The organism is Vibrio sp. Isolate24 (genome assembly GCF_022398215.1).
Lineage (GTDB): Bacteria > Pseudomonadota > Gammaproteobacteria > Enterobacterales > Vibrionaceae > Vibrio > Vibrio coralliilyticus_A.
Map to the genome: position 1 here is coordinate 706,343 of NZ_JAKEUU010000001.1, position 25,084 is coordinate 731,426.

The 25,084-nt window shown below is 44.1% G+C and carries 19 protein-coding genes; 8 read left to right on the plus strand and 11 right to left on the minus strand.

Features of this window, described 5'->3' with window-relative positions:
• The first annotated feature begins 43 nt into the window (after positions 1-43).
• The 4 genes from L1D23_RS03095 to cqsA all read left to right on the plus strand — a co-directional run bounded on the left by L1D23_RS03095 (position 44) and on the right by cqsA (position 5,312).
• Positions 44-1,021, plus strand: a complete 978-nt coding sequence (locus L1D23_RS03095; protein ID WP_239836350.1) for a GTP-binding protein — start codon at positions 44-46, stop codon at positions 1,019-1,021.
• A 404-nt stretch (positions 1,022-1,425) separates the two neighbouring features.
• Entirely contained in the window at positions 1,426-2,826 is a 1,401-nt protein-coding gene (gene clcA / locus L1D23_RS03100; RefSeq protein ID WP_239864147.1) for a H(+)/Cl(-) exchange transporter ClcA, read from the plus strand.
• 118 nt (positions 2,827-2,944) lie between these two features.
• Positions 2,945-3,913 (plus strand): TDT family transporter, encoded by a 969-nt coding sequence (locus tag L1D23_RS03105; protein WP_239864148.1) that lies wholly within the window; start codon positions 2,945-2,947, stop codon positions 3,911-3,913.
• A gap of 217 nt (positions 3,914-4,130) precedes the next feature.
• On the plus strand, positions 4,131-5,312 hold the full coding sequence (gene cqsA / locus L1D23_RS03110) for an alpha-hydroxyketone-type quorum-sensing autoinducer synthase (protein WP_239864149.1): 1,182 nt from the start codon (positions 4,131-4,133) through the stop codon (positions 5,310-5,312).
• Positions 5,313-5,349: 37 nt separating this feature from the next.
• Here cqsA and L1D23_RS03115 read toward each other — a convergent pair whose 3' ends face one another.
• The 4 genes from L1D23_RS03115 to L1D23_RS03130 form a co-directional block, all read right to left on the minus strand.
• The gene (locus L1D23_RS03115; protein ID WP_239864150.1) at positions 5,350-7,407 is read right to left on the minus strand and encodes a hybrid sensor histidine kinase/response regulator; all 2,058 of its coding nucleotides are present in this window, start codon (positions 7,405-7,407) and stop codon (positions 5,350-5,352) included.
• Positions 7,408-7,526: 119 nt separating this feature from the next.
• A complete protein-coding gene (locus L1D23_RS03120; protein WP_239864151.1) occupies positions 7,527-10,568 on the minus strand; it encodes an SMC family ATPase in 3,042 nt (1,013 codons plus the stop codon).
• A gap of 9 nt (positions 10,569-10,577) precedes the next feature.
• A complete protein-coding gene (locus tag L1D23_RS03125) occupies positions 10,578-11,708 on the minus strand; it encodes an exonuclease SbcCD subunit D (RefSeq protein WP_239864152.1) in 1,131 nt (376 codons plus the stop codon).
• An 83-nt stretch (positions 11,709-11,791) separates the two neighbouring features.
• Complete coding sequence (locus L1D23_RS03130) at positions 11,792-12,880, minus strand: ketoacyl-ACP synthase III (RefSeq protein WP_239864153.1); 1,089 nt, start codon at positions 12,878-12,880, stop codon at positions 11,792-11,794.
• Positions 12,881-13,055: 175 nt separating this feature from the next.
• Between L1D23_RS03130 and trxC the strand changes: the two genes are divergently transcribed.
• Both trxC and L1D23_RS03140 read left to right on the plus strand, forming a co-directional pair.
• Complete coding sequence (gene trxC, locus L1D23_RS03135; protein WP_239864154.1) at positions 13,056-13,490, plus strand: thioredoxin TrxC; 435 nt, start codon at positions 13,056-13,058, stop codon at positions 13,488-13,490.
• A 197-nt stretch (positions 13,491-13,687) separates the two neighbouring features.
• Positions 13,688-14,848, plus strand: a complete 1,161-nt coding sequence (locus L1D23_RS03140; RefSeq protein WP_239864155.1) for an MFS transporter — start codon at positions 13,688-13,690, stop codon at positions 14,846-14,848.
• 7 nt (positions 14,849-14,855) lie between these two features.
• On the opposite strand, the gene L1D23_RS03145 is transcribed toward L1D23_RS03140, so the two are convergent.
• Positions 14,856-15,245, minus strand: a complete 390-nt coding sequence (locus tag L1D23_RS03145) for a nitrous oxide-stimulated promoter family protein (RefSeq protein ID WP_239864156.1) — start codon at positions 15,243-15,245, stop codon at positions 14,856-14,858.
• Entirely contained in the window at positions 15,245-15,760 is a 516-nt protein-coding gene (locus tag L1D23_RS03150; RefSeq protein ID WP_239864157.1) for a GNAT family N-acetyltransferase, read from the minus strand. The genes L1D23_RS03145 and L1D23_RS03150 overlap by 1 nt, the downstream gene beginning before the upstream one ends.
• 104 nt (positions 15,761-15,864) lie before the next feature.
• Between L1D23_RS03150 and L1D23_RS03155 the strand changes: the two genes are divergently transcribed.
• A complete protein-coding gene (locus tag L1D23_RS03155; RefSeq protein WP_239864158.1) occupies positions 15,865-16,302 on the plus strand; it encodes a DUF4174 domain-containing protein in 438 nt (145 codons plus the stop codon).
• A gap of 179 nt (positions 16,303-16,481) precedes the next feature.
• A complete protein-coding gene (locus L1D23_RS03160; protein WP_239864160.1) occupies positions 16,482-18,839 on the plus strand; it encodes a cytochrome c peroxidase in 2,358 nt (785 codons plus the stop codon).
• A 44-nt stretch (positions 18,840-18,883) separates the two neighbouring features.
• Here L1D23_RS03160 and nirD read toward each other — a convergent pair whose 3' ends face one another.
• From nirD to L1D23_RS03185, 5 genes are all read right to left on the minus strand, one after another.
• Entirely contained in the window at positions 18,884-19,210 is a 327-nt protein-coding gene (gene nirD / locus L1D23_RS03165; protein WP_239864162.1) for a nitrite reductase small subunit NirD, read from the minus strand.
• Positions 19,207-21,690 carry a nitrite reductase large subunit NirB gene (gene nirB, locus L1D23_RS03170; protein WP_239864164.1) on the minus strand — a complete coding sequence of 828 codons (2,484 nt, stop codon included), beginning with the start codon at positions 21,688-21,690 and terminating at the stop codon, positions 19,207-19,209. The genes nirD and nirB overlap by 4 nt, the downstream gene beginning before the upstream one ends.
• A gap of 10 nt (positions 21,691-21,700) precedes the next feature.
• Positions 21,701-22,543, minus strand: coding sequence for an ABC transporter ATP-binding protein (locus L1D23_RS03175; RefSeq protein ID WP_239864166.1), 843 nt, complete (start codon positions 22,541-22,543; stop codon positions 21,701-21,703).
• Between the two features lie 12 nt (positions 22,544-22,555).
• On the minus strand, positions 22,556-23,524 hold the full coding sequence (locus L1D23_RS03180) for an ABC transporter permease (protein WP_239864167.1): 969 nt from the start codon (positions 23,522-23,524) through the stop codon (positions 22,556-22,558).
• Positions 23,525-23,586: 62 nt separating this feature from the next.
• Complete coding sequence (locus tag L1D23_RS03185) at positions 23,587-24,960, minus strand: CmpA/NrtA family ABC transporter substrate-binding protein (protein ID WP_239864169.1); 1,374 nt, start codon at positions 24,958-24,960, stop codon at positions 23,587-23,589.
• Positions 24,961-25,084: the final 124 nt, after the last annotated feature.

Consider the following 25,084-nt stretch of genomic DNA (forward strand, 5'->3'; position numbering starts at 1 on the left):
CTTTTGATATAGTCAATGCAGTTTTATCCAAGAGTGTTGCATGATGAAAATTCCAACCAATATCATTACTGGTTTTCTAGGTACCGGAAAAACCACCGCTATTCTAAACCTTCTAAAAGAGAAGCCAGCCGATGAGAACTGGGCTGTACTGGTTAACGAGTTCGGTGAAATCGGTATTGATGGGGCGATGTTGACCGAGCAAGGAGCGATGATCAAAGAAGTGCCCGGGGGCTGCATGTGTTGTGCCGCTGGAGTTCCTACCTCTGTCGCAATCACCGCTCTACTTCGCACGCAACCAGATCGACTTATTGTGGAACCCACAGGTTTAGGCCATGCACATAAGATACTTGCAACTCTGACATCTGTTCAGTTCAGAGATTACATTGATCTCAGAGCGACAATTGGACTCGTCGATCCTCGTAACCTTTCACGCCCTAAATATCTTGAAAATCAGAATTTCATTGACCAGCTCAGTATTGCAGATATCGTCATCGGCAATAAAGTCGATGAGTGCCATGTCAGCGATGTGGATGCGTTTAACGATTGGGTGGCGGATCAAAATCCACCCAAAATATACAGCCAGTTAGTCAAACAGGGGCGCTTCCCTATCGAACTTCTCGATAACCCAAGACGAAACCCAACGACGTCCGACAATATCGAGGCTCACCATCATCAACATGCAGAAGCTGAGCCTCAGTTTGCGCTCGCTCCTGATCAAACCATGATGCGTAAAGAAAACAAAGGGCAAGGTTACTTTAGCTGTGGCTGGCTGTTCGGAGCAGAAGTTACGTTTGATTTTGATGAACTGTTTTCAATGCTTTCTGATTTGACAGCAGAGCGAGTAAAAGGCGTTATGAATACCGATAAAGGTTGTTACTCATTTAATGTCAGTAATGGTGTCGTATCGGTGAACCAAATGTCACTGGAAGGTTTTGAAAGTCGACTGGAAGTTATTGATACCGAGCTTTTGCCATGGGATCAATTAGAAACCGTACTCAAACATATCGCAAAGCTAGGCTAAGCCCTAGACGACAAAAGGCGCACTATTAAGTGCGCCCTATCCCTCGTTACTCAATCGTGAGTCTGCGAATCAAGGCCATCTGTGACTGCACCCTGATAATAAAACGAGGATCACAAAAAGATTTGTTGAATCCATCCAAATTGTAGGTAAGGCTGCAAATCCTCCATGCGGGTCGGTTCAGATTGCCTTACCCCTTAACTATGGTTCAAAACCACCAAAGTGCAAGGTAAGAAACGTGATCTCATGCCAATTCTTATCTATTTCTCGATCTTGGTATTCCCTCCATATTTGAAAATCAAATTTTCATTCTTGACGCTATAGTTAAGCCTGCACAAGCGTATAATTCTTGCTGAAAACATTATTATTTCTAATGGCGAAATAAATCGTACAAGGGTGCAACCTATATGACTAAAAGAGAGAAAATTAAGCAGTCCCTGTTAGCCAGCATGCCAAAAGACGCTATCAACCAGTTTCTCTCAAAAGATAAAACGCCACTCTCCGTTCTTTTCCTTTCTTTGATCGTGGGTCTCTTAGCTGGAACCGTAGGCACCTTCTTCGAAATAGCGGTGCACTTTGTCTCCGAAACTCGAACTGACTGGCTAAAGCAAGCCATTGGTCGTGCACTGCCACTCTGGCTCTCCGCCTTCCTAATAAGCGCCGCGCTTGCTTTTATTGGTTACTATTTGGTTCATCGTTTTGCTCCTGAAGCCGCAGGTTCAGGCATCCCCGAAATTGAGGGCGCGATGGACGGAATCCGCCCTGTCCGGTGGTGGCGTGTTCTACCGGTTAAATTTTTCGGAGGAATGGGCGCACTTGGCTCAGGTATGGTGCTTGGCCGAGAAGGACCTACAGTACAAATGGGCGGGGCCATTGGCCGTATGGTGACAGATATTTTTCAGGTTAAGAATGACGACACTAAGCACTCCCTACTGGCTTCCGGTGCAGCTGGAGGTTTAGCCGCCGCTTTTAATGCTCCTCTCGCAGGAATCATGTTTGTCGTCGAGGAAATGAGGCCTCAATTTCGTTATTCGCTCATCTCAATACGAGCAGTCATCATTTCAGCCATTACAGCCAACATTGTATTTCGTGCCATTAACGGACAAGGCGCTGTCATCACAATGCCTCAATACCAACCACCAGAACTTGCAGCCCTTTGGCTATTCCTACTTTTAGGCGCAATGTTTGGCATGTTCGGGGTTGTATTCAATCGTCTTGTCACATTATCCCAAGATCTCTTTGTGAAGCTACATAGGAACGATCGGAAGCGTTATCTCATTACAGGTAGCTGTATTGGTGGCTTCTTTGGCATCATGTTGCTCTATTTGCCAGAAGTGACAGGAGGAGGTATTGATCTTATCCCAACCATCACTAATGGTGGCTATGGAGCGACAGTTCTCTTAATGCTGTTTGTCGCACGTATTTTAACCACTCTGATCTGTTTTGGATCGGGGGCACCAGGCGGTATTTTCGCCCCTATGCTCGCGCTAGGCACTTTATTTGGCTATGCTTTCGGGCTGATCGCTAAAGGGCTAATGCCTGAGTTGATGATCTCGCCTGGGATGTTTGCCATAGCTGGAATGGGTGCACTGTTTGCTGCAACCGTTCGCGCTCCTATTACCGGAATCCTTTTGGTTATCGAAATGACCAACAATTACTATCTTATTTTACCCCTGATCATCACCTGTTTAGGAGCGGTGATTTTCGCTCAATTATTAGGTGGGCAGCCAATATATAGCCAACTGTTACATCGAACATTAAAAAATGAGAAGTTGAGACAGGAAGACCTTCCCTGCGACACCAAATGATAATTGCGCAGTCACCAACTGCCTTGATATGATCCTGAGCCTTAAGATATTTGTAGCATAGAGTATTACTCTCACTCATCGCCTCATCATCAATTTCAAGCTAATCAGGAATAAGCAGTTGAACTGGAGACGCTTCATACAATTTCAAAGTGTGCCGCCATCACAAGCCGCACTGGCATTAGGGATGATTGGCCTTGGACATGCATGGGCATTATACCTTCCTGAAATTGGTGTGTTTATACGTCCCTACTTAGCCGCAGGTGGCGCTGTCTTGTTGTTTCCTGTATTGATAAAGTATTTCAGTAACTACAGAACCTTTATCCATGACATACGTAACCCTCTCAGCGGTAGCTTGATGGCTCCAATGAGTATGGCATTACTTATCTTATGTGACTATCTGGCAGTGATATCCCCTTTGATTGCTTACCCATTATGGTTTGCCGCTTTATTGCTGCACATCACCATGATGGTTCTTTTCTTCTTTTTCCAGATAACTCGATTCAAAGTGTCCAACATTGTTCCCAGTTGGTTTCTCTACCCCGTTGGGCTAATCAGTAGCTCACTGGCAGGAACCAAGTTTGGACATACTGTTTTTTCAGAAACTCTCGTCAGTATTTGTATCACCATCTACTTCTTTATGCTGCCACTGGTGTTATATCGATTGATGTTTGAAGGAATGTTGCCACGTCGAGCAAGGCCAACTTTGGCCATCATGGCTGCACCAATAAACCTCTCCTTAGCGACTTATTTGGTTAATTTCCAGAAGCCCGATCCTATATTGACAGGAGCATTAGCTGGAATTGCAATAACAATGACACTGACCATTTACCTCTGCTACTTCCGGCTGATGAGATTAAAATTTCAGCCTTCTATTGCTGCAGTGACTTTCCCCTCCGTGATTAGTGCGATTGCCATGCATAGACTCACCAGCTTTTTCGAGCAATATCATCCACATTGGCACTGGCTTCACAAATTTGGATTTTTCGAGCTCAGTGTTGCCACAGGACTGGTAGCTTGGGTCTTAGTTGGCTATATCAAAATGTATTGGCCAGAAATTTTTGTCACACGCAAAAAAGAAGATTTATAAAAATAGCATTTCGTACTGAATAAATAGCAAACAATACAATTAAAAACAAAGAGTAAGCTGGATCAGCGTATAGATAGATTTCATCAGTTATTATAGTTGATGATTTTATTTGCAACAGACTCCAAACTAATAAATATTGGGTGTCGAAATTATATCCATTTTGGTTCATATATCCCATTGTCAGCTGGCACTGGTTTATACAAAAAGGATATTTATTATGAATACGCTTAACCATTACCCACCCTTGCCAGATTTTATAAGTAAAAAAATAGAACACTATCTGGATGATCTTGTCCGTAAAAACAAAAATGGAAAACACTTAGTTTTAGGTGCTAGGCCAAGTAACAATGACCTCGTGTTACAGAGTAATGATTATCTCGATTTATCCAATAACGCTGAAATCATTGATCATCATGTAAATTCAATTTTGGCGCGTAAAAACAGCCCCTTCATGTCAGGGATATTTCTCAGAGACGAAGCGTCTCAACCCAAAGTAGAGAAAAAATTGGCCGAGTATGTGGGGTTTAAGTCTTGCTTGCTCTCTCAGTCTGGTTGGGCTGCCAATACAGCACTACTACAAACTGTTTGTGATAGCGAAACCAATGTCTATATTGATTTCTTTGCACATATGTCATTGTGGGAAGGAGCAAGAATTGCGGGGGCAAACATCCACCCTTTTATGCACAATAACGTTAAGCATCTGGATAAGCTGATTAATAGACACGGACCTGGTATCGTTCTAGTTGACTCTGTATACAGTACAATTGGAACCATGGCACCCCTTGTTGACATTGTCTTACTGTCCAAAGAGTATGGCTGCGCAATCGTCGTTGACGAATCACACTCTTTAGGCACCCATGGCAAGCAAGGGGCTGGGCTGCTTAAATCGCTTAAGCTAAGCCACCAAGTCGATTTCATGACCGCGAGTCTCGCAAAAACATTCGCTTATCGAGCTGGGGCGATTTGGTGTAATAATCAGGCTAATGATTGTATTCCCTTTGTCGCTTATCCTGCTATTTTCAGTTCAACGATGTTGCCACATGAACTGGACAGATTAGATAAAACGTTGGACGTCATAAAGAAATATGACAATGAGCGGGATTACCTTCAAGAAATAAGTCGTTATTTAAAAACGAACTTATCAAGTATAGGTTTAACAATTCGTAGCGATACACAAATAATTGCTCTTGAAACCGGTGACGAAAAAAATACAGAGCGAGTACGCGATTTTCTCGAGTCTCATGGTATTTTTGGCGCTGTATTTTGTCGACCAGCCACAACAGCAAATAAAAATATAATTCGATTATCTTTAAATAGCTCCACCACTAAATCGGATGCAGATCAGATAATAAATACTTGTAAGCTGGTTAATGAACAGCCAGATATGTATTTTATTTAGACAACATAAAGGCTAACCTCAGCTCTTGAGCTTAGCCTTAAATCCAATTAGAGATTTTATCTAGCAACACCTCAGTTCCCGCTGGCTTAATAATATAATCATTCATCCCCGACTTATGGATTTTATCAATAGCGCCAGATGTTGAATCCCCGGTGTGCCCTAAAATAGGAACATTGGCATATTCACGATCAGAAGAGCGAATCGCATTGGCCGCATCTAGTCCGTTGAGTTGTGGCATTTCAATGTCCATAAGAACTAAATCAACCCAATTGTTCTGTAGTTTATCCAACACCTCTTGACCATTTTGCGCCTGTATCACTTCAAATCCTTGCTGCTCAAGCAGGATAGATGTGTAAGTACGTAAAGAGTGATTATCATCGGCAATAACAATAGTTTTACCAACACGTACCTCTTTACGAGGGAGCAGATTTCTATCCGGTTCTGGTGACTCAAAGAAGAGTTCATCCAAGACACGACCAGGCTCAAGCAACATACGATGTTTTTCTACTGGGTAAATAGTTAAATGCCTTTCAATATCATTGTGGTAACGGTTGTTTTCATCATATAGGAATACAATCCGTGCTTCGGTAAAGTGAAGTTTATTTTCTAAAGCTGCCAACTGATTTGGAGACGTAATCACAGCATCTAAATCAATAAAGATGAGATCATATTCAAACTCGTATTCTTCCCGGCTATTGGCGAGCTCAATATCAACAGTATTGAGTGTGAAGCCTTTATAGAATGATTGCTCATTAAGAAGACGAGAAATCACGCTGGTATCACCAACATAGAGTGCTGATTTAGATTTCATCAGATCCAATTTTATATGGTCAACTTTTTCTGATTGGTACTTTGGAAAGGTCAAAGTAAACTCCGTCCATTCATTAAGCACCGACTGACAGCTGATTTTACCGCCAACTGCTTGCATCACTTTGCGACAGAACGGCAAACCTAATCCATAGCTCCCAGATTTACCAAAGGTATAGAAGTCCTTAAAAATATTCTCTAGCACATCCGGAGCAATACCAACACCATTATCCCGAAAGGTCATGACATTGTATTTTTCATAACACCTTAATTCGATATTGATTCTAAAATCTTCACCACTTTGATAGTAAAAAGCATTTTTTAGCAAGTTGTATAATGCGTATTTAATGAGGGTATCACTGCCAAAAAAAGCGGCGTCCTCTTCACAGTGAAACTGGACAGATTGCTTATCTTTAGAGCTTTTATAGGCAAAGCTAGCGAGAGAATCTTCTATTACCCTCTTGAGTGATTGCTTTTTGAACGTCGAGGTAGAAACGCGATTTTCATCAATTGAAGTCAGCAATAAGTCTATCGTTTCGTTACCGTACTGTATGACCTCATCAGCATCACTCAATACTTCTCTAGCGATAGTCAGCTCCTGATGAGACATTGGGTAAAAGTCTGAGTACTTTGACTTATCATCAGGTAGAAGAGAGCTGAGAACATCAAAAGAAGCCTTTAGAGCGCTGAGAGGGTTTCGCATCTCGTGCGCGATGCCAGCACCAAAAGATTTCGCGATTGATACTTTACTCTCATGCTCTACTTGGTTTCTGAAGTAGAACAAATTACCAAAGACATAAGTAAACAAAAAAATGGGTATGTAAGGCCAAACGACCTGTTCGATGGCGTAAGAAAAATCGAACCCATAAACAGCGAAAAACGCAATCAACAGTGAAAATACGGCTTGCAGTAACATCAAACGTGTCTGGTGAACCAATAAGATATGGAGAAATATAGACGCCATAAAGGACATCGCCCATATCGTAGACCACTGATTCATAAACATCATGAAACTAAAGAAACAAGGCAAACAAAACGCTATAGATACTAAATAGTATTGAGGCATGTACTTTTGCAGATACTTAGGCAACGAGTGCCTAAACGCGATCACCGCAAACAATGCGGAGCAAAGTAATCTTAAAGCAAGGTTTTCATAGGGTTGTGGAAATAGATACGACCAGACATAGTAATAGGTCGGAAAGCCAAGCAGCCCCATCCATCCCACTAGCGTTAAGTTGGGCTCCGCATACTGGTATACCTTACGTACTGATTCCAGAACTGCTGTCATGAGTGTTCCTGGTGCCAATCAAAATGCACTGAGTTAAGTTGAGTCCTACTTTTTAGCTTTTAACTAATAACTAGCACACTTAATGATAAGCCACCAGAATATCAACAGTAAATGCTAACTCATGCAGCATTTACTGTTATCGTACTTCCCGCTCGGTCTGACTGAACATCTACACGCAGTGACATCTGCTCTTTTAGCTCACTGACATGAGAAATCAGCCCTATCGTTCTTCCAGTCTGTTGCAGATCAATTAACGTTTGAATGGCAAGATCTAATGACTCTGGATCTAAGCTCCCGAAACCTTCATCAATAAACAACGTATCTAAGCGAATACCACCACTGTATGACTGAACAACGTCAGAAAGACCGAGTGCTAAAGATAAGGCTGCCATGAAGGACTCTCCCCCTGATAACGTGGCTACATCTCTACTTTTGCCTGTGTAACTGTCTTCCACAACCAGATCAAGCCCACGGCCAGCTGAACCTTTGAATCCATCCTTTTTGCGGGAGAGAATATAACGTCCCTTACTCATTATGCTGAGTCTTTGAGAGGCCTGTATTAATACATCGTCCAGTAGCACGCCTAAAACAAATCGGTGCAGACTCACACGGCTACCAGTTTTACCGCTCGCAACATCATAGAGCGTTCCGTACACTTGGTATTTAGCTTCCAGCTCGGTGTTCTTCTCATGCAGTTTAGCGATATCTCTACACACCTTTTGATAGCGTTCAAACTTGGAGCGAATCGTATCTAGCTGATTCCTCGCCTCCACATATGCTTGGCTATGTAGGGCGACTTGTTTATCTAACTTCTCTAAATCAGGCAATGACTGATTTTCGAGCGAGTGTTTCAAGTCCTCAATGGTTTGCTTAAGCTTCACCTCAGTGTGTGCATAGGCATCCACTGACGTTTCCCAATGCTCGATTTGCTCTTCTGTGGCTTTACTGTCTAAATAATGCTGTTCGTTTGTAAACGGCGTACTCTCTATTGAGATATGCCATTCAGTCTGAGCTTTATCTAATTGTCGATGTGCTTCTTCCAACGATTCAATATTACTTTGCCTTTGACCCTCAAGTGCCGATTGCTGTTTAGCGAGTGTTTGCTGAGTCTCATTGGCCTTCTCAAGCTGTTTTTGAACTGACTCGATGGATGTTTTGATCTGCGTATGCTCTGCTTCAACAAGCTCAATAGATTGGTATTTTTCACCTATAGATTGAGCCAGCATATCTAACCTTTGTCGGAGGGTGTTCTCTGTAGCAACATGTGCTGATATTTCTTCCTTGAGCTTGTTAATCTCGCTTTCACCATTGTCACAACGTTGATTGAACGCTGTCACCGTCGCTTGCATTTGTTCGAGGTTGATGGCCACCAGCCTCTCGAGTTTAAGTTTTAACTCTGCATGCTGTGTTGTAACTACATGGAGTGACAGAGCTGAGTGCTCTCCTAACTCGGCTTGAAGCTCATTGAGTTGACTCTTTTGGCGCTCAATCAATAACTTTTGCTGTTCCACCAATTGAGTTTGCTCATTCAAAGCTTGCAAAGATTGGCGTTCTTGATGACGCCATTGCTCAACCTGCTCTTTAGTGACTTCTTCCCCTTCAAATGAAGTCGGATTTGGATGTTCTTTGCTGCCACATACTGGGCATGGCTGATCTTGTTGTAGCCTTTGTGCAAGAACGGCTGCTTGAGCATTATGCCAACGTATTTCACCTCTATCAGCTTCATTGCGTAACTTTTCCCATCTGGTCTTAAGCTCAGATTGACGAGAAAGCATTGGCTTGAGTTCAGCGTCAAGCACCTCTAGATCTTTCGAAATATTCTGCTTCTTAGTTAAATCCTTGATTAAATGGGATAAACGCATCAGTTCAGATTCAAGGGCTGATTTGTCCGTCATAGCCAACCTTGCCGCTTCAAACTCTTGTTGCGCTTTAGTGGCTTCTAATAAAAGTTTTTCTTTGTGTGCCTGATACTTAGACAAAGTCTCATCATAGCTTTTCTTTTTTGCTGTAGAGTCTTTTATTTTTAGCTCAAGCTCGCGCTTTTCCAATAACTTGGCTTTGATATCATCCAAGAAGTAAAGCTTATCCGTTTGCTCAGGGAGTGCCTGAGCTTGTTGATTTGCGCTATCCAGGATCTGTTTATGTTCTTCAAGCGCAAGATTTGAAGCTCGAAGCTCTTTTTCAAGCGCATTGCCTTTTTCCGTGGTATCACGAACTAGCTTTAAAGCCGATGACCAATTCGCATAAGGAAGGTCTAACTTGCTTGCCTGTCGCGCAATCGTTAGGTTGTGCTTTATCTGCTCATTAGCCTCTCTTTGTTGAACATGCTCAGACAACGTACGTTCAGCGATGGCTAACCTTTCAAACTCAGTTTTGAGCTGAATTGCCTTCTGTTGATTCAGTTTCGATTGGTTCAGCTTCTCTAACTGCCCCTTTTCACTTAAAGTAAGCTCTTCAAACTGTTTAGAAAGCAAGTCGATATGCTCGGTAAGTTCTGCTTCACTATTCACTCCCGCAACCTGAAGCGCACCGCGAATTTGATTATCAAATTCATCTTTCGATTTGATGATGGTGCTTGCCTTTTCCTTGAGTGCAAACTCAATTTTCTTGTAAATATCGGTTTGAAATAGCTGACCAAATATTTCTTCTCGTTCTTTAGAGCTCGCGAGTAAAAGGTCACGGAATTTTCCTTGCGGTAGCACCATTACCTGTCGAAATTGCGTTTCATTCAAACCAATAAAATCCGTGACTTCCGTCTTTACTTGAGCCGTTTTGCTTGTAATCAGTCGTTCTTCATTCGTAATTTCATACAAAGAGGCGGTGTGCTTTCGTGTTGTTGTTCCTTCGCCTCGTGCTTTAGGCGCAAGTTGATCAGGTGACCTCGTGACTCTATAGCTCTTACCCTTAAGTGCGAATTCAAACACCACTTCGGTCGGTAACGAAAGCGCAGCCATATCGCAGCGCATCTGCGTCCCGTCTCTTTCATTGCCCGTTGTCTGGCCGTACAAAGCAAAACAAATGGCATCTAAAATTGAAGTCTTACCTGAACCTGTTGGGCCGTTAATCAAAAACAGCGGATTGGAACCAAGCAATGTAAAGTCGATAGTTTCAGTGTTAGCAAAAGGACCAAATGCCTGCATTGTTAGTAAGAGTGGTTTCATCACTTATTCCTATTGCTTCGTTAACTGATTAATGATGTCATTAATGGCATCAGTTTGCGCTTCGGTAAGTTCACTGTCTTGTGCTTCGAGGAAAAAATCTTTGAACATATCCACTTCACTTCGTGCCAGTTTGGCCTGAGCCATTTCTTGCTCGACACCCATTAACATGCCGGGCTTTTCAATATGTAGAACATTGGGGTAAACGGTACGAAGCTTTTCCATAGGGTTGAGAATGGCGTGTTTATCCAGCAAACGAACCAACAAGTAATCGTACTGGTTAGGATCAGTCTTTCCCTTTGCAATGATTTCATCTAGCTCACCTTCAATAATTCGCATTTGGTGAGGCGCGGTTAAATCAATATGAGTAGCAGATTGAAAGCCTTGCTTAGTGATTTCAACCAGCGTTATACCTTTCTTTTGGAACTGCTCTGAGAAGCTGTACTTCATTAAAGAACCTGAATAACGGATGTACTCCTGCCCTTTTTTTTGTGGCTGGTGCAGATGCCCCAAAGCGACATAGTCAAAATCGACAAAGTGTTCATGGCTAACCCTATCTGAGCCACCAATGGATAAAGGTCGCTCTGAATCTGATTCAATAGCCCCATCTACAAAGCAGTGACTTATCAACACATTCTTTTGGTTAGGTTTAAATTTGGACTTAATTTCTTCACTTAGCAGTTGATGAGCATCATCATGGGTCGAAACTGGCTGACTAAAATGATGCCGCACCAATTCAGGGTCATTGTATGGCATCCCATAGAAGGCGACTTCTCCGGCGTCAGTATTCAGAACAACTGGTTCCAACATCTCTTCAAAATTTGCAATGATGTGCAATCCCGCGTTTCTCATCTGTGAAGCGCCAAAGCCAAGCCGTTGCGCGCCATCATGATTACCGGGAATAAGAATAACTGGCAACTTCAGTTCACCACACACTTGGCTAACGAATTCATTCATTACTTCAATCGCAGCGGTTGGAGGAACAGAGCGATCATAAATATCGCCAGCGATCACTAGAGCATCAACAGGGTGTATTTGTATATATTCGATCAATTGGGTAAGTACCGCTTTTTGATCATCAAGGAGAGAAACGTTGTGAAATTGGCGTCCGAGATGCCAATCAGAGGTGTGAAGAAACTTCATTTAAGCCCTGCGTTATTCTTATCGTCTAGGGCTAGATAATACCATTCTGGACAGCCTCCTATCCAGAATGGCGTTAAGATTCGCTAATTAGGAGCGTGCTGCTTACAGAATCTGATCGCTTCGTCGAGTAATTCGAGAGCAGACTTATCATTTTCAGGCAATGCTGCATCGCTTTGACCCAAAGGTGTTACGCGGTCACCCCACTTGATATGACCAGCTCCCCATGTCAAACCTGCACCAAACGCTGCAAGAAGCAGGTTATCGCCAGGCTTAACAAAACCTTGCTCCATAGCTTCACACAAGGCTAATGGCACAGTCGCAGCAGAGGTATTTCCATACTTCTGGATATTAACAAACGCTTTATCTTGGCTAATACCTGACAAATCACAAAGCGTTTGAATGATACGGATGTTCGCCTGATGAGGAATAACGACATCAACGTCATCCGTCGAAAGTTGACTGCGAGATAGTACAGTTTGTGCTGCAGAACCCATGCCTTTGACTGCACGTTTGAAAATTTCTTTACCTACAAAATTAAAATCCCAGTAACCGTTATCTGCAGCAAAACGATCCATAGACGTACCAAATTTTGGTACAGATAGAATATCGCGCCCTTTTGAGTCACAGCCGAGCTGAGCATGTTGTAAGCCCACAGGTTTATCTGTTTTGCTCAGTACTACGGCACCGGCACCATCACCAAATAACACAGCCGTATCGCGCATTGTCCAGTCGATAAAGAAAGAGAGACGCTCTGCACCTATAACCAAGGCATTTTGGTAGCTGCCCGCCTGAATCATACGAGTCGCTGTCTCTAGGCTGTAGAGAAAACCTGTACACGCAGCATTTAGGTCAAACGCTGTAGTGCCAATCATGCCGAGGTTTTGCGATACTTTGGAGGCAATATTTGGGATGAGGGAATCTGGTGAACACGTTGCAACTATCAGTAGGTCGATATCGCACGCTTCAAGGCCTGAACATGCCAGTGCGTGCTTAGCAGCCACTGTGGCTAAGTCAGACGTGTTCACATGGCTAATACGGCGATTTTCAATCCCCGTGCGCGTGCAAATCCATTCATCTGAAGTCTCAAGAAAGGTGCTTAAATCATTGTTAGAGAGCGTTGTTGGTGGTACACATTTACCCCAACCTGTAATTTCTGCATAGAATGTGGTCATTCGAAGCCTTTTATTTTTATTTGAGTTAGCGGCCCATTCGATCTGTTCAGTCCGACTGAGAGAACTCTTGGGAAAATACTATTTTCAGAGTATAACTAGCGAATATCTGTGGTGTCACCTAATTGGTTAAATGGACGTCACACTTGCGTAGAAAAACACAAACAAGAGAAAAGTCATGTCTACATTCAATACACGTTGTCCTTCTTGCTCAGGTGTCAATCGTGTCCCTAATGAAAGAGTGTCTGAAAGCCCGAAATGCGGCAAATGCCAGTCGCCTTTACTGGATGGCGCACCCGTTGAAGGAACCGAACTCAACTTTGATATAATTTTAAACAGCCCCCATCCTGTCGTCGTCGATTTTTGGGCACCTTGGTGCAACCCTTGCGTTGGCTTTGCTCCTGTTTTTTCAGATGTCGCCAAAGAGCGAGCAAATAATGTTCGATTTGTAAAAATTAACACCGAAAGCCAGCAAAACCTTGCAGCTAGATACCAAATTAGAAGTATTCCGACGATTATGGTGTTTAAAAGCGGTGAAAGAATCGATGTAATTAATGGTGCCTTACCTAAAGGTCAATTTGATCAATGGCTTAATGAAGCATTACTGAAATAAAAATATCGAACATTTCAAATTAACAGACCGCTTTTATGGATTATGAGCGGTCTTTTTTACTCATAATAAACAATCGTATCGAAAAATGATTTTTATCGACACGACCAAAATTATTCGTTTTACCCTGCCTTAAAACCACCTCATAGTCGCGCCCAAAATACGTTCCACTTTATTAATGAACTCAAGAGGCTACGACGTTGGAAAACATTCTTGCTCCTGCACCAAAAGCTCGCATCACAGTCCCTGTGATTGCGCTGGCTCTTTATGCGGTTGCGTCAGGCTACCTAATGAGCCTGATACCACTGATGCTATCGGATTACGGGCTAGACAATTCGTTGGCCAGTTGGTTAGCCAGTGTATTCTATGCAGGTCTTTTAGTCGGTGCGATTGCGATTGAACCTTTGGTCACTAAGCTAGGCCACAAAAATGCGTTTGTTCTTTGTTTGGGCCTATTCATCGCGACTATTTGTACATTACCTATATTCCCTAGTTCAACCTCTTGGCTGTTAGCACGCTTTTTTGCTGGTATCGCTGTCGCTGGTGTGTTCGTTATTGTGGAATCTTGGTTATTACATGGCGATGAAACAGCCAGAGCAAAGCGACTTGGCCTGTACATGGCTGCATTATATGGTGGAAGTGCGCTTGGTCAGTTGGGCATTGGTATATTGGGTATCCATGGCGGCGTACCTTTTATTGCAATTTCGACCTTGTTACTTCTTGCAATCGTAGTGCTGTGGTTTGGGGAAAGCGACCAGCCAGAGTCTGCACATACAACCAATCTATCACTTAAACAGATCACCAGATTGAGCCATGCAGCCATTATTGGCTGTATTGTTTCTGGCCTGATCCTTGGCGCGATTTACGGCTTAATGCCGCTAGAGTTAGCTAAGCAAGGGATTGCCCATGACGACATAGGTGGATTGATGGCTTTAATTATACTCGGTGGTATGGCAGTTCAGCCAGTGGTGCCGTTGATGTCAAAGTACTTTGGCCGCACTTTATTGATGGCCCTCTTTTGCTTACTTGGTGCTGCTTCTAGCAGCATGATTCTGCTAGACGATACTATTCGAGTATTAGCCGTAGGGGTATTTCTGCTTGGCGTTGCAGCTTTTGCTTTATACCCAATTGCGATAAACCTTGGCTGCGATAAATTGGAACAGCACTATATTGTCTCAGCGACCCAAGTCATGCTTTTCAGTTATAGCGTAGGTTCTGTATTCGGGCCTATCGTTGCTGGCTGGTATATGGCGAGTGACCATGGACTGATGGGATACCTGTTCGCAATTCTACTCGCTACTTGCTTATATATGCTCGTTGCGAGTATTAAAGCAAAACACCAAGCTGTCGCTGGAGAATAACCTCCCATCACTTCTGCTTCCTTCTATGCCGGTTAGACGCTCCACTAACCGGCCTATCTGGCGCAGCTCTTCGCTCATGAATCAAATGCCGAACCGCAAGAATTGGATGAGGTAGCAACATTTTTGGTCCGGAGTAACGCATGACTTGCCGCATTTTTTCTTTGGGTTCAGGCTTATAGCAGTGGATCGGACATTTATTGCAGGTCGGCTTGCCTTGACCGTACGGGCAGCGATCAAGCTTCGCCTCAGCATACTCTTTCAGCTCTAGGCACGAATGACACAAACAACCGTCTGGCAATCCATGATGATCGCGGCAATAAATCGCAATCATTGCACTGACCGTTTTGAGCTCCGTCAGCAAATTACCTTGTAAAATATTCGAATGAGTAAATTTCATTAGTCTGTGAATGACAATTGATACAGAAGTAAGTCTACTTTATCGCTTATCTGATTTTGAACTTTGACGTAGGTAAAACCGAGTCGATTTAATAAGGCCTTACTGCCTTCATTATCCGAAGATGTGATCGCAACTAATTCATCAATATCACGACGCTGTTGTGCATATTTAATAATGGCTTGCCCTGCTTCTAACCCATAGCCCTGCCCATGTGAATCCGGCATAAAACCATAACCAATATCATAAGCCTCTAAATCGTCTCTCTTTATCAGGCCGCAAACACCAAGCGGCTCGCTATCTGATTTATTTTCTACGATTAACAAGCAGACACTTTTTTCCCTTCTCATCGCAAGGATATTGTTGCGAATATACTCAGTGGCATCACTTCGGTTTCTAATCTGTTTGTCACCAACAAAGCGTAGAAAACCGTCGGTGTTATAGAGTGACTGAATAAAAGCGGCATCATCTTCTGTTGGTAAACGCAGTATCAAACGATGAGTTTCTAGATTTTCCATATCAAGTGCTTACGCATTACTTAGGTTAGAGGTGAGCTTACCACCTACACTTAACGTAGAAAGTGATTGAGGTTTGAAAGCCCAATTTTCCACGGAGGCCAAACATGCGTAGCTTTATTCTCGTATTATTGCTTGTTCAGAGTATAGGCTTGGCGTGGAGTTATCCTGCCCACTCACACAAATGGTCTCATAGAAGTGTCATTTATTTCGCTCCAACCAATGATAAACATGTGAAGCAATTCTTGCTCGAAACCTTGATCAATGAGTGTGAACTCTCCGATCGTGACATTATTACTCTGGTTATAACCCAAGACGGCTTTACCATTCCATCTTGGGTTAAAAACGAATTTAATCTACTGGGCATGTTCAGAGCCTACGGTATCGAACCGGGTACACACACGGCAATACTAATAGGCAAGGATGGTTCCGAAAAACTTCGTTGGGGTAAAGAAACCGATTGGGAAAATATTAAGCAAACCATTGATTTGATGCCAATGCGTCAACATGAAATAAAGCGGAGGCCAAGCCCCTGCTCTGCATAGAGCCAGAACTAAATCCCCATTGACATTCCTTCATCAATTAGAGTAATTAATCAACAAACAGGGCCAGATATAAATATCTAATAGATCCTTGCCATTGCACATTCTCAAATAATCACTTACATTCCCCAATCCAATAGTTAATAACTATAATAATCATTATCATTTAAGTGCAATCTAGTATGTTTATCTCTTTTTCTAGAAGCAAAATGGCTATCGCTTTGTCAGTCGTTTTCGCCTCGCTCACTACCGGTTGTTTAGACGACGGACTCAACACCACTCCTGATTCAACCACAAGCCTCCCTACAGCAACAATGCGTGACATCTCAGTGAAAGCTCAAGTTGACAGCACTGATGCTGCAGGCAGCTTATACACTATTCGACAACTCACCACGAACTTGTTAATTCAAGGCACGGTAGCTGATGATGGAAGTATTCACGAAACTATTCCTGCTGGAGCTAATCTCAACGAGCCATTGCAGATCAGTGTCGACATGACCAATGACACATACAAATCGTTAACTGACAATGTAGCCACACTTGAGGCAATCAATACTAACCAAACCTCGTCACAATCCACACGAACTCTAACGACTCGTGAAGATGACGACACTAGATCGACAACACCTCCTATCAGTATTTCACTGCGCACCACAGCAGAATTTGCCTATGCAGATAAAGACCAGAATGGCTTACTATCGGATAACGAAATCAAACAAAAAAACTTGGATTCCATAAGCGCAGATTACCTGGAAGAAGTACAGGATTTAATGATTGCTGCCGATGTCATTCAGCAAAATCCAGGGAAGCTGTACTACAAATCGACATACGAGATGATGACTGATTTTCATAATGACGAATCAGCCAAGAATGCTTTTTTCGCAAGCAATAGTGATTCAGTACGTGACGCGCGTGCCAACCTGTTTAACGAAATCGAATCAACTAACCCAGAAGTCGCGGACTTTCTACGTCTAGACACTAATGGATGGCCGCTGAAACATCAGTCTCGATCGTATGAACAAACGCCTTGGGCTTGTGCCGATGATATTCGCCGAGTTTCGCTTCGCAACTACGGAACAAGGCTGTGGCACTTTGATCGCACCAAGACAGGCAATATAGACAACACAGCGGTGAAGAGGCTTATTGCATCCGCTAATCAAGCTCAATTGTGTAAGAAAGCGGGGTGGCGATTGCCATCTGTAGCTGAACTAACCACCCTACTTGATGGTGGCGATAGTAAGTTTCCTAATACTTTTCCATTTCTATCACCAGATTCCAGCTTCTGGGCCACTGATGATGAAGAAAACACGACACTGGTGTCCTTCTCTACAGGTAGCGCAGTGCTAACAGCCCCGAATGAACGTTCATCCGCTGTAGCAATATTACATAATTTTGAGCCTTATGATGTTTGGTTTAACATATCGCCAACAGAAACTCCCGTCGATCTCGCAGTACTAAGAAGCCAATACTCTCAAGCGCCTGAAAACTGGCCGCAACCAACAGTGGATGACGGAGTGGAATGGAAAGAACTAGGCCTGAAACCTGCTGTCCCTTTTCCAAGCGATAACCCATATTCGAAACAAAAAGTGGCATTAGGTAAGGCATTATTTTTCGATAAGCGCTTGTCAAAAGACAATACTATCTCTTGTGCAAGTTGCCATGATCCGAGCAAAGGTTGGGCTGATGGGCTCAGAGCCGCGGTAGGTATCAATGGGCAAACCGGAAAAAGAAATACGCCAACCATTCTTAACACAGCTTACTATGAGACTCTATTCCTAGATGGACGTGTTTCTTCTCTCGAAGAACAATCATTACACCCTATTTCAAACCCGATTGAAATGGGCCTTCCCCATGATGAGATGTTAAATAAGCTGGATAACATTAACGAATACAAGCCATTATTTACCGCCGCGTTTGGCGATAACCAGATCACTCTAGATCGAATTGCTAAATCAATCGCAACGTTTGAACGAACCATCATCAGCCAGAAAAGTGCCTTTGACCAGTTCCTTGAAGGCGACCGCACTGCCATGACCGATCAACAAATTCATGGCCTTCATTTATACAGAACCAAAGCTCGCTGCATGAATTGCCATAGTGGTCCATTAATGACCAACAACCAATTTGAAAATATCGGGCTGACTTATTATGGTAGAAGTCTCGAAGATCGAGGACGCTACAACGTAACAGGAAATCCATCTGACATGGGTAAGTTCCGAGTGCCTATGCTTCGAGATATAAAATCTACCGATCCGGTAACGCACCTTGGTTTATTTGATTTAAGTATCGTTACGGGTAGCGGACGCATTTTCGGCCTTCTTGCTATGTACAACAACGGTATGACACGAAATCGTAGCGGTAATTTCCCCCAATATGCCAACAAATATGACAAGAAGTTCCCTGAGGTTTCACCACTGATTGAAAGGCTTGGGATGACTACGGAGGAATTACTCGCTCTTGACTCATTTATGTCAGCGATTTCAACACAAGTGCGAGATGACAGCGCAAGTGAAGCCGAACTCGGCCTAACATTCCAATAATAATGAGGGCTGATATCCTTCAGTATCAGCCCTCTTTTCCATATTTAGATTAATACTAGATATGGAGTTTCTTCTTCCACCGGCCAACATTTAATCTTTACGTCTGGTTGTTCAATACATCGACCTGTATTTAGGCTGAAATGCTGTTTATAAAGGGGAGAAGCGACACACAGCTCTCCTTTAACATCACCGACTATGCCTCGATTCATGACGTAAGCCTTACCTATCGGGTCCCAGTTTTGTATCGCAAAAACGCCTTTATCAGGAATTCGGAAAAGCGCCACTTGTTCGCCATCAATTAATGCAGCCCTACCTTCGTAGGGTACTAGGTCATCCAATCGGCATATTTTTAGTTTCTGTTCGGTAATCATAGCTCCTCCTTAACTGGAATTCGCTGTCCTCTGATTCGCTGGTAAGGGAGCGCTTGGCTCGTAGAATCATCATTGATGAACGGACGGAACTTGCTGAGCTTATCCGGATTTTCCAGTGTACTCTTCCACTCACATTGGTAGGTTTCGACAATATGCTGCATTTGGCTTTCGAGTGGGTCACACAAGCCTAATGAGTCCTCGATTACCACTTGTTTCAGATACTCAAGGCCACCTTCAAGGTTTTCCATCCACACTGAGGTTCGTTGTAATCGGTCAGCAGTACTGACATAAAACATCAACACCCTATCAATGAGTTGTACTAGCTGCTCTTTAGTCAGGTCTGAGGCTAAGATATCTGCATGTCTAGGGCGCATTCCCCCATTGCCGCATACATAAAGGTTCCAACCTTTTTCTGTTGCGATAACACCAATGTCTTTACTTTGCGCTTCTGCACATTCTCGCGTACAGCCTGAAACCGCGAACTTAATCTTATGTGGCGCTCGCAAGCCTTTGTAGCGGTTCTCCAATTCAATCGCTAACCCTACAGAATCATCGACGCCATAGCGACACCATGTTGATCCTACACAAGATTTTACTGTGCGAAGTGATTTCCCATAGGCGTGACCCGTTTCAAAGCCTGCATCGATCAGTGTTTGCCAGATCTCCGGTAGCTGCTCCACTTGTGCACCAAAAAGGTCGACTCGTTGACCGCCGGTGATCTTGGTGTACAAATCAAACTTCTGTGCAACTTCACCGAGTACAATGAGTTTCTCCGGTGTAATCTCGCCACCGGCAACCCTAGGAACGACCGAGTATGAGCCGTCTTTCTGTAGGTTTGCCATGAATGCATCATTCGAGTCTTGGAGCGCACTGTGTTGAGGCTCCATGATGTGTTCGTTCCAAAGAGAAGCAAAGACTGATGCTGCGGTTGGTTTGCACAGATCACACCCTAACCCTTTGCCATGCTTGCTCAATAGAGTGTCAAAGTCTTTGATTTGCTCGACCTGACAAATATGAAACATCTCTTGTCGAGACATTTCAAAGTGTTCGCAGACATGGTTATTGACTTCAACACCCATCGCCATTAGCTCAGCATCCAGTACTGTCTTAACCATATTGCTACAGCCACCACAGCCTGTCCCAGCCTTGGTTTGAGTTTTCAGAGTATCTAAATCATTTGCGCCAGCCTGAATAGCCGACACTAAATCGCCTTTGGAAACGTTGTGGCAGGAACATATGATCGCTGTATCGTTCATTTCCCCTTGCAGCATACTGGTATCAAATAGGAGGTTGGCAGCGTGATCGGGAAGTTCAGTTTGATTGAGATAACATTGCAGTAACGCATCGTAGTCTGAGTTGTCACCCACCAAGATCGCCCCGAGCAAAAATTTACCCGTTTCATCGACAACTAGCTTTTTGTAAACACCGGACACCGTGTCTTGCAGGGTCATCTCCTGTGCGCCTTCCGTCGTCTTATGAGCATCACCAATCGACGCCACATCGACACCAAGCAGTTTGAGCTTGGTGCTCATGTCAGCGCCCGTAAATCCTGTCGTGTCTCGTGCTGTGAGCTTGTCTGCCACTACCCGCGCCATGGCGTATCCGGGGGCAACCAGCCCAAAAATCTTTTGTTGCCACAACGCACACTCGCCAATGGCGTAGATGCTTGCGTCGCTTGTCTGACATTCATCATCAATCACAATGCCACCTCGCTCCCCCAATGTGAGCCCAGCTTCCCGACCAAGTGCGTCTTGTGGCCGTATGCCTGCGGAAAACACAATGACATCCACTTCCAATGGTTCAGCGTCTTTGAACACCAAACGATGCCGAGCGGTTTCGCCATCGCAGATCTTTTCTGTGATCATTGAGTTGTGAACGCTCAGCCCCATGGCTTCGATTTTTTCTTTTAGCACCGTGCCCGCTCCGTCATCGAGCTGGACTGGCATCAAACGCGGTGCAAATTCTACAACGTGGGTCTTAACTCCAAGCAGTTTTAACGCATTTGCGGCTTCAAGACCTAGCAATCCACCGCCAATAACCGCACCTGTTTTCGCCCCTTGGCACGCTTGTTTGATCTGAGAAAGATCTTCCAAGGTACGATAAACAAAGATGTCTTCTCTGTCTTTGCCTTCAATTGGTGGAACAAAAGGATACGAACCTGTCGCAAGCACCAACTGGTCGTAGCCAAGAATATCTTCGCCATCCAGTACGATACGTTTAGCCTGCTTATCGATAGAAGTCACCTGACTACCCAAAACCAACTCAATCCCGTGTCTCTGATACCACTCCTCACTACTCAGCATTAGATCCTGATGAGACTTTCCCGAAAACAAAGACGACAATTGAACTCGGTCGTAGGCAATAAACCTTTCTTCACCAATCACGGTGATCTTCTTTTCCAAATGCGCCCCACGCTCGACGAGCTGTGCGACAAGGTGGTGGCCGACCATGCCATTTCCGACAATCACTACATGTTCCATACTCACTTCCTTATGCTGTCTTCGCAGGTAAAGGTTTACTGTTTACTTTTTTCTTATCTGCTGGCGACTCTTGTTTCGATTGTTTTTCGTACAGGAATTTCAAAACAGATTGACGATAGCGCTGATACACAGGGTTTTCAGCGAGTTCCACGCGATTTCGTGGGCGAGGAAGTTCAATTTCCAGAACTTCACCAATGGTTGCCGCGGGTCCGTTGGTCATCATGACTATCTTGTCTGAAAGCAGCACAGCTTCATCGACATCGTGAGTAATCATGATCACGGTATTGTTTAACTCCGCCTGAATGCTCATTAATGAATCCTGAAGGCGTGCGCGTGTTAATGCATCCAACGCACCAAACGGCTCATCCATAAGCAAGACTTTTGGCTTGAGTGCCAGCGCTCTAGCGATCCCAACACGTTGTTTCATCCCTCCAGAGATTTCATCCGGTTTTTTATCTGCGGCTTGAGTCATCTGAATCAGTTCAAGGTAATGCTCAACTTGCTCGCGAATCCAGTGCTTACCTTTACCACCCGCCACCTGCTTTACCGCCAACTCAACGTTTTGATACACCGTTAACCAAGGGAGTAAGGAATGATTCTGGAACACAACAGCCCTATCAGGCCCTGGCCCGCTCACTTCACGGCTATCGACAATCACGCCACCATCAGTGGGTAGGTGTAGCCCAGCGACAAGGTTGAGGACCGTTGATTTACCACAGCCGGAGTGGCCAATCAGCGACACAAATTCGCCTTTATTAATTTGAAGGTTGACGTTTTTCAGCGCGATAAACTCACCATTGGGTGTCGGGAATCGCATTCCGAGTTGCGTCAAATCTAATAGTGGTTTTGACATTATTAATTCCTTTTATCGCAATGCTTGCTGTTTGTTCCATGAAAGCCATTTCTGAAGCTGCAACATTCCTCTGTCGAGCATTAGTCCAATAAAGCCAATCGTAATAACAGCGACCATAATCCGCCCTAGTGATGCTGAACTGCCGTTTTGAAATTCATCCCAGACAAATTTCCCCAGCCCTGGGTTTTGCGCCAACATCTCGGCCGCAATGAGTACCATCCATGCAATACCTAGCGATAACCTGAGGCCGGTGAAGATCATAGGAATAGCCGATGGCAGAACAATGGTTCGGATATGCTGCCACCAAGAGAGCTGCAGTACCTTGCTGACGTTAATCAGATCTTTGTCGACACTCGTAACACCTACAGCAGTATTAATTAAAGTCGGCCATAAGCTACACAAAGCCACCGTCAGTAGTGAGTTAATAAAAGACTTCGCAAACAAAGGATCGTCACTCACATAAGTCGCGCTCACTACCATGGTGACAATAGGTAACCAAGCCAATGGCGACACTGGTTTTAGTAATTGAATGATTGGGTTAAATGCTTGATAAAGCCCTTGGTTGAGACCTAGCATTATCCCGAGTGGGATGGCAATCAGTGTCGCCAGCAAGAATCCAGCCGCAACCGTAATCAGGCTGGTGATGATCTGGTCAAAGAATGTCGGCTTTCCTGTATAAGGCCTTATCTTCACTTTTGCTTCAGGATTCTTTGCCAACTTGGCTGCGTTGCGCTTTTCCTGACGTTCAACAAAAGCTTGTTCTTTGTCTCTCTCTTGCCAATGTTCGTTAACCAGATTACTAAACTGTTGATATGTCTGAACTGGCCCCGGCAATGTACCGAGTGATGTTTCGACCTGACGGGCACTTAAGTGCCAAAACATGAGAAACATCAGAATGCCAATCAGAGGGAACAGAATCAGTTTACTTTTATTAGCCACCAGCTTAGGGCTGGAAACTAACGATATGACATTGCTAGGCATACTTACTCCTTTACTTCTTAATTCCTTTTTAAAGGAGAGCAGATTGCTCCCCTTCACTGCCTCTAAACCTTGTCTTTACCTTTCAAACCAATGCTGAATTTCTTGAGGTAGGCATTAGGCTCGCGACCGTCGTAAACAATGTTGTCGATGAAATGGGTTTGAGGAGCTCGAAAGCCATCTTCCTTAGCGAAATCCGGGAAATCTTTCGCAGTCAGAACACCGTCCTCTATTAATGCATCGGCTGCTTGCTGGTAGATATCTGGTCGGTAGACTTTTTTCGCGATGTCCATGTACCATTCATCCGATTGTTCCTGAGAAATTTGGCCCCAGCGGCGCATTTGCGTCAGATACCAAATAGCGTCGCTGTAGTAAGGATACGTTGCGTTGTAACGGAAAAAGACGTTGAAATCCGGCACAGCTCGCTTGTCGCCTTTTTCGTATTCAAACGTTCCCGTCATTGAATTCGCGATCACTTCTGCATCTGCACCAACGTACTCGCTTTTCGCCAGCAGTTTGACTGCTTCGTCTCGGTTCGCGTTGTTATTTTCATCCAACCAATGTGCCGCTCGAATTAAGGCTTTCACAACCCGTATGTGGGTATTTGGGTATTTCTCTGCCCATGACTTCGACACGCCGAATACTTTCTCCGGATTGTTTTTCCAGATTTCATAGTCCGTAACCACTGGTGCGCCAATCCCTTTAAACACCGCCTGTTGATTCCAAGGTTCACCTACGCAGTAACCTTTGATGGTACCCGCCTCCATGGTAGCTGGCATCTGTGGTGGTGGTGTTACGCTCAGCAATACATCTGCATTGACTTGTCCGCTGTTATCACCCGTTTCAGGTGCGTAGTAGCCTGGGTGTATGCCGCCTGCAGCTAACCAGTAACGTAGTTCGTAGTTATGTGTCGAGACTGGAAACACCATCCCCATGTTGAAGGGCTTACCTTCATCAAGGTAGCTTTCGACAACTGGTTTGAGTGCATCCGCTTTGATTGGGTGAACAGGTTTTCCATCAGCCTGTTTGGGGATGTGTGGCTTCATCTCTTCCCAAGTATCATTAGAGACCGTGATCGCATTACCATTTAGGTCCATGCTAAACGCAGTGATCACTTCAGCCTGTGTACCAATACCGATGGTTGCACCCAAAGGTTGACCAGATAACATGTGCGCGCCGTCAAGCTCACCGTCAATGACACGGTCAAGCAGAACCTTCCAGTTAGCTTGCGCTTCCAACGTGACATAAAGCCCTTCATCTTCAAAAAAGCCTTTCTCGTAAGCAACCGCAAGCGGCGCCATATCAGTGAGCTTAATAAAGCCAAACTTCAGATCTTCCAGTTCAGGCTCGCCGAGTTCAGCCCAAGCAGACGGTACAGAGACCGATAATGCTAGGGGAAGAGCCAATAGTGATTGTTTAAAAGTTGACGTCCATTTCATTCGCTTTCTCCAAATAAAAAGCGCTACTGCTCTTTCGAGCAGTAGCGCCGTTGCATTCCTTCATTACCGCCGTTGATAACGTTGAATCGCGTGTGAACCAAATTTCTAAAATATGTATTCCAAG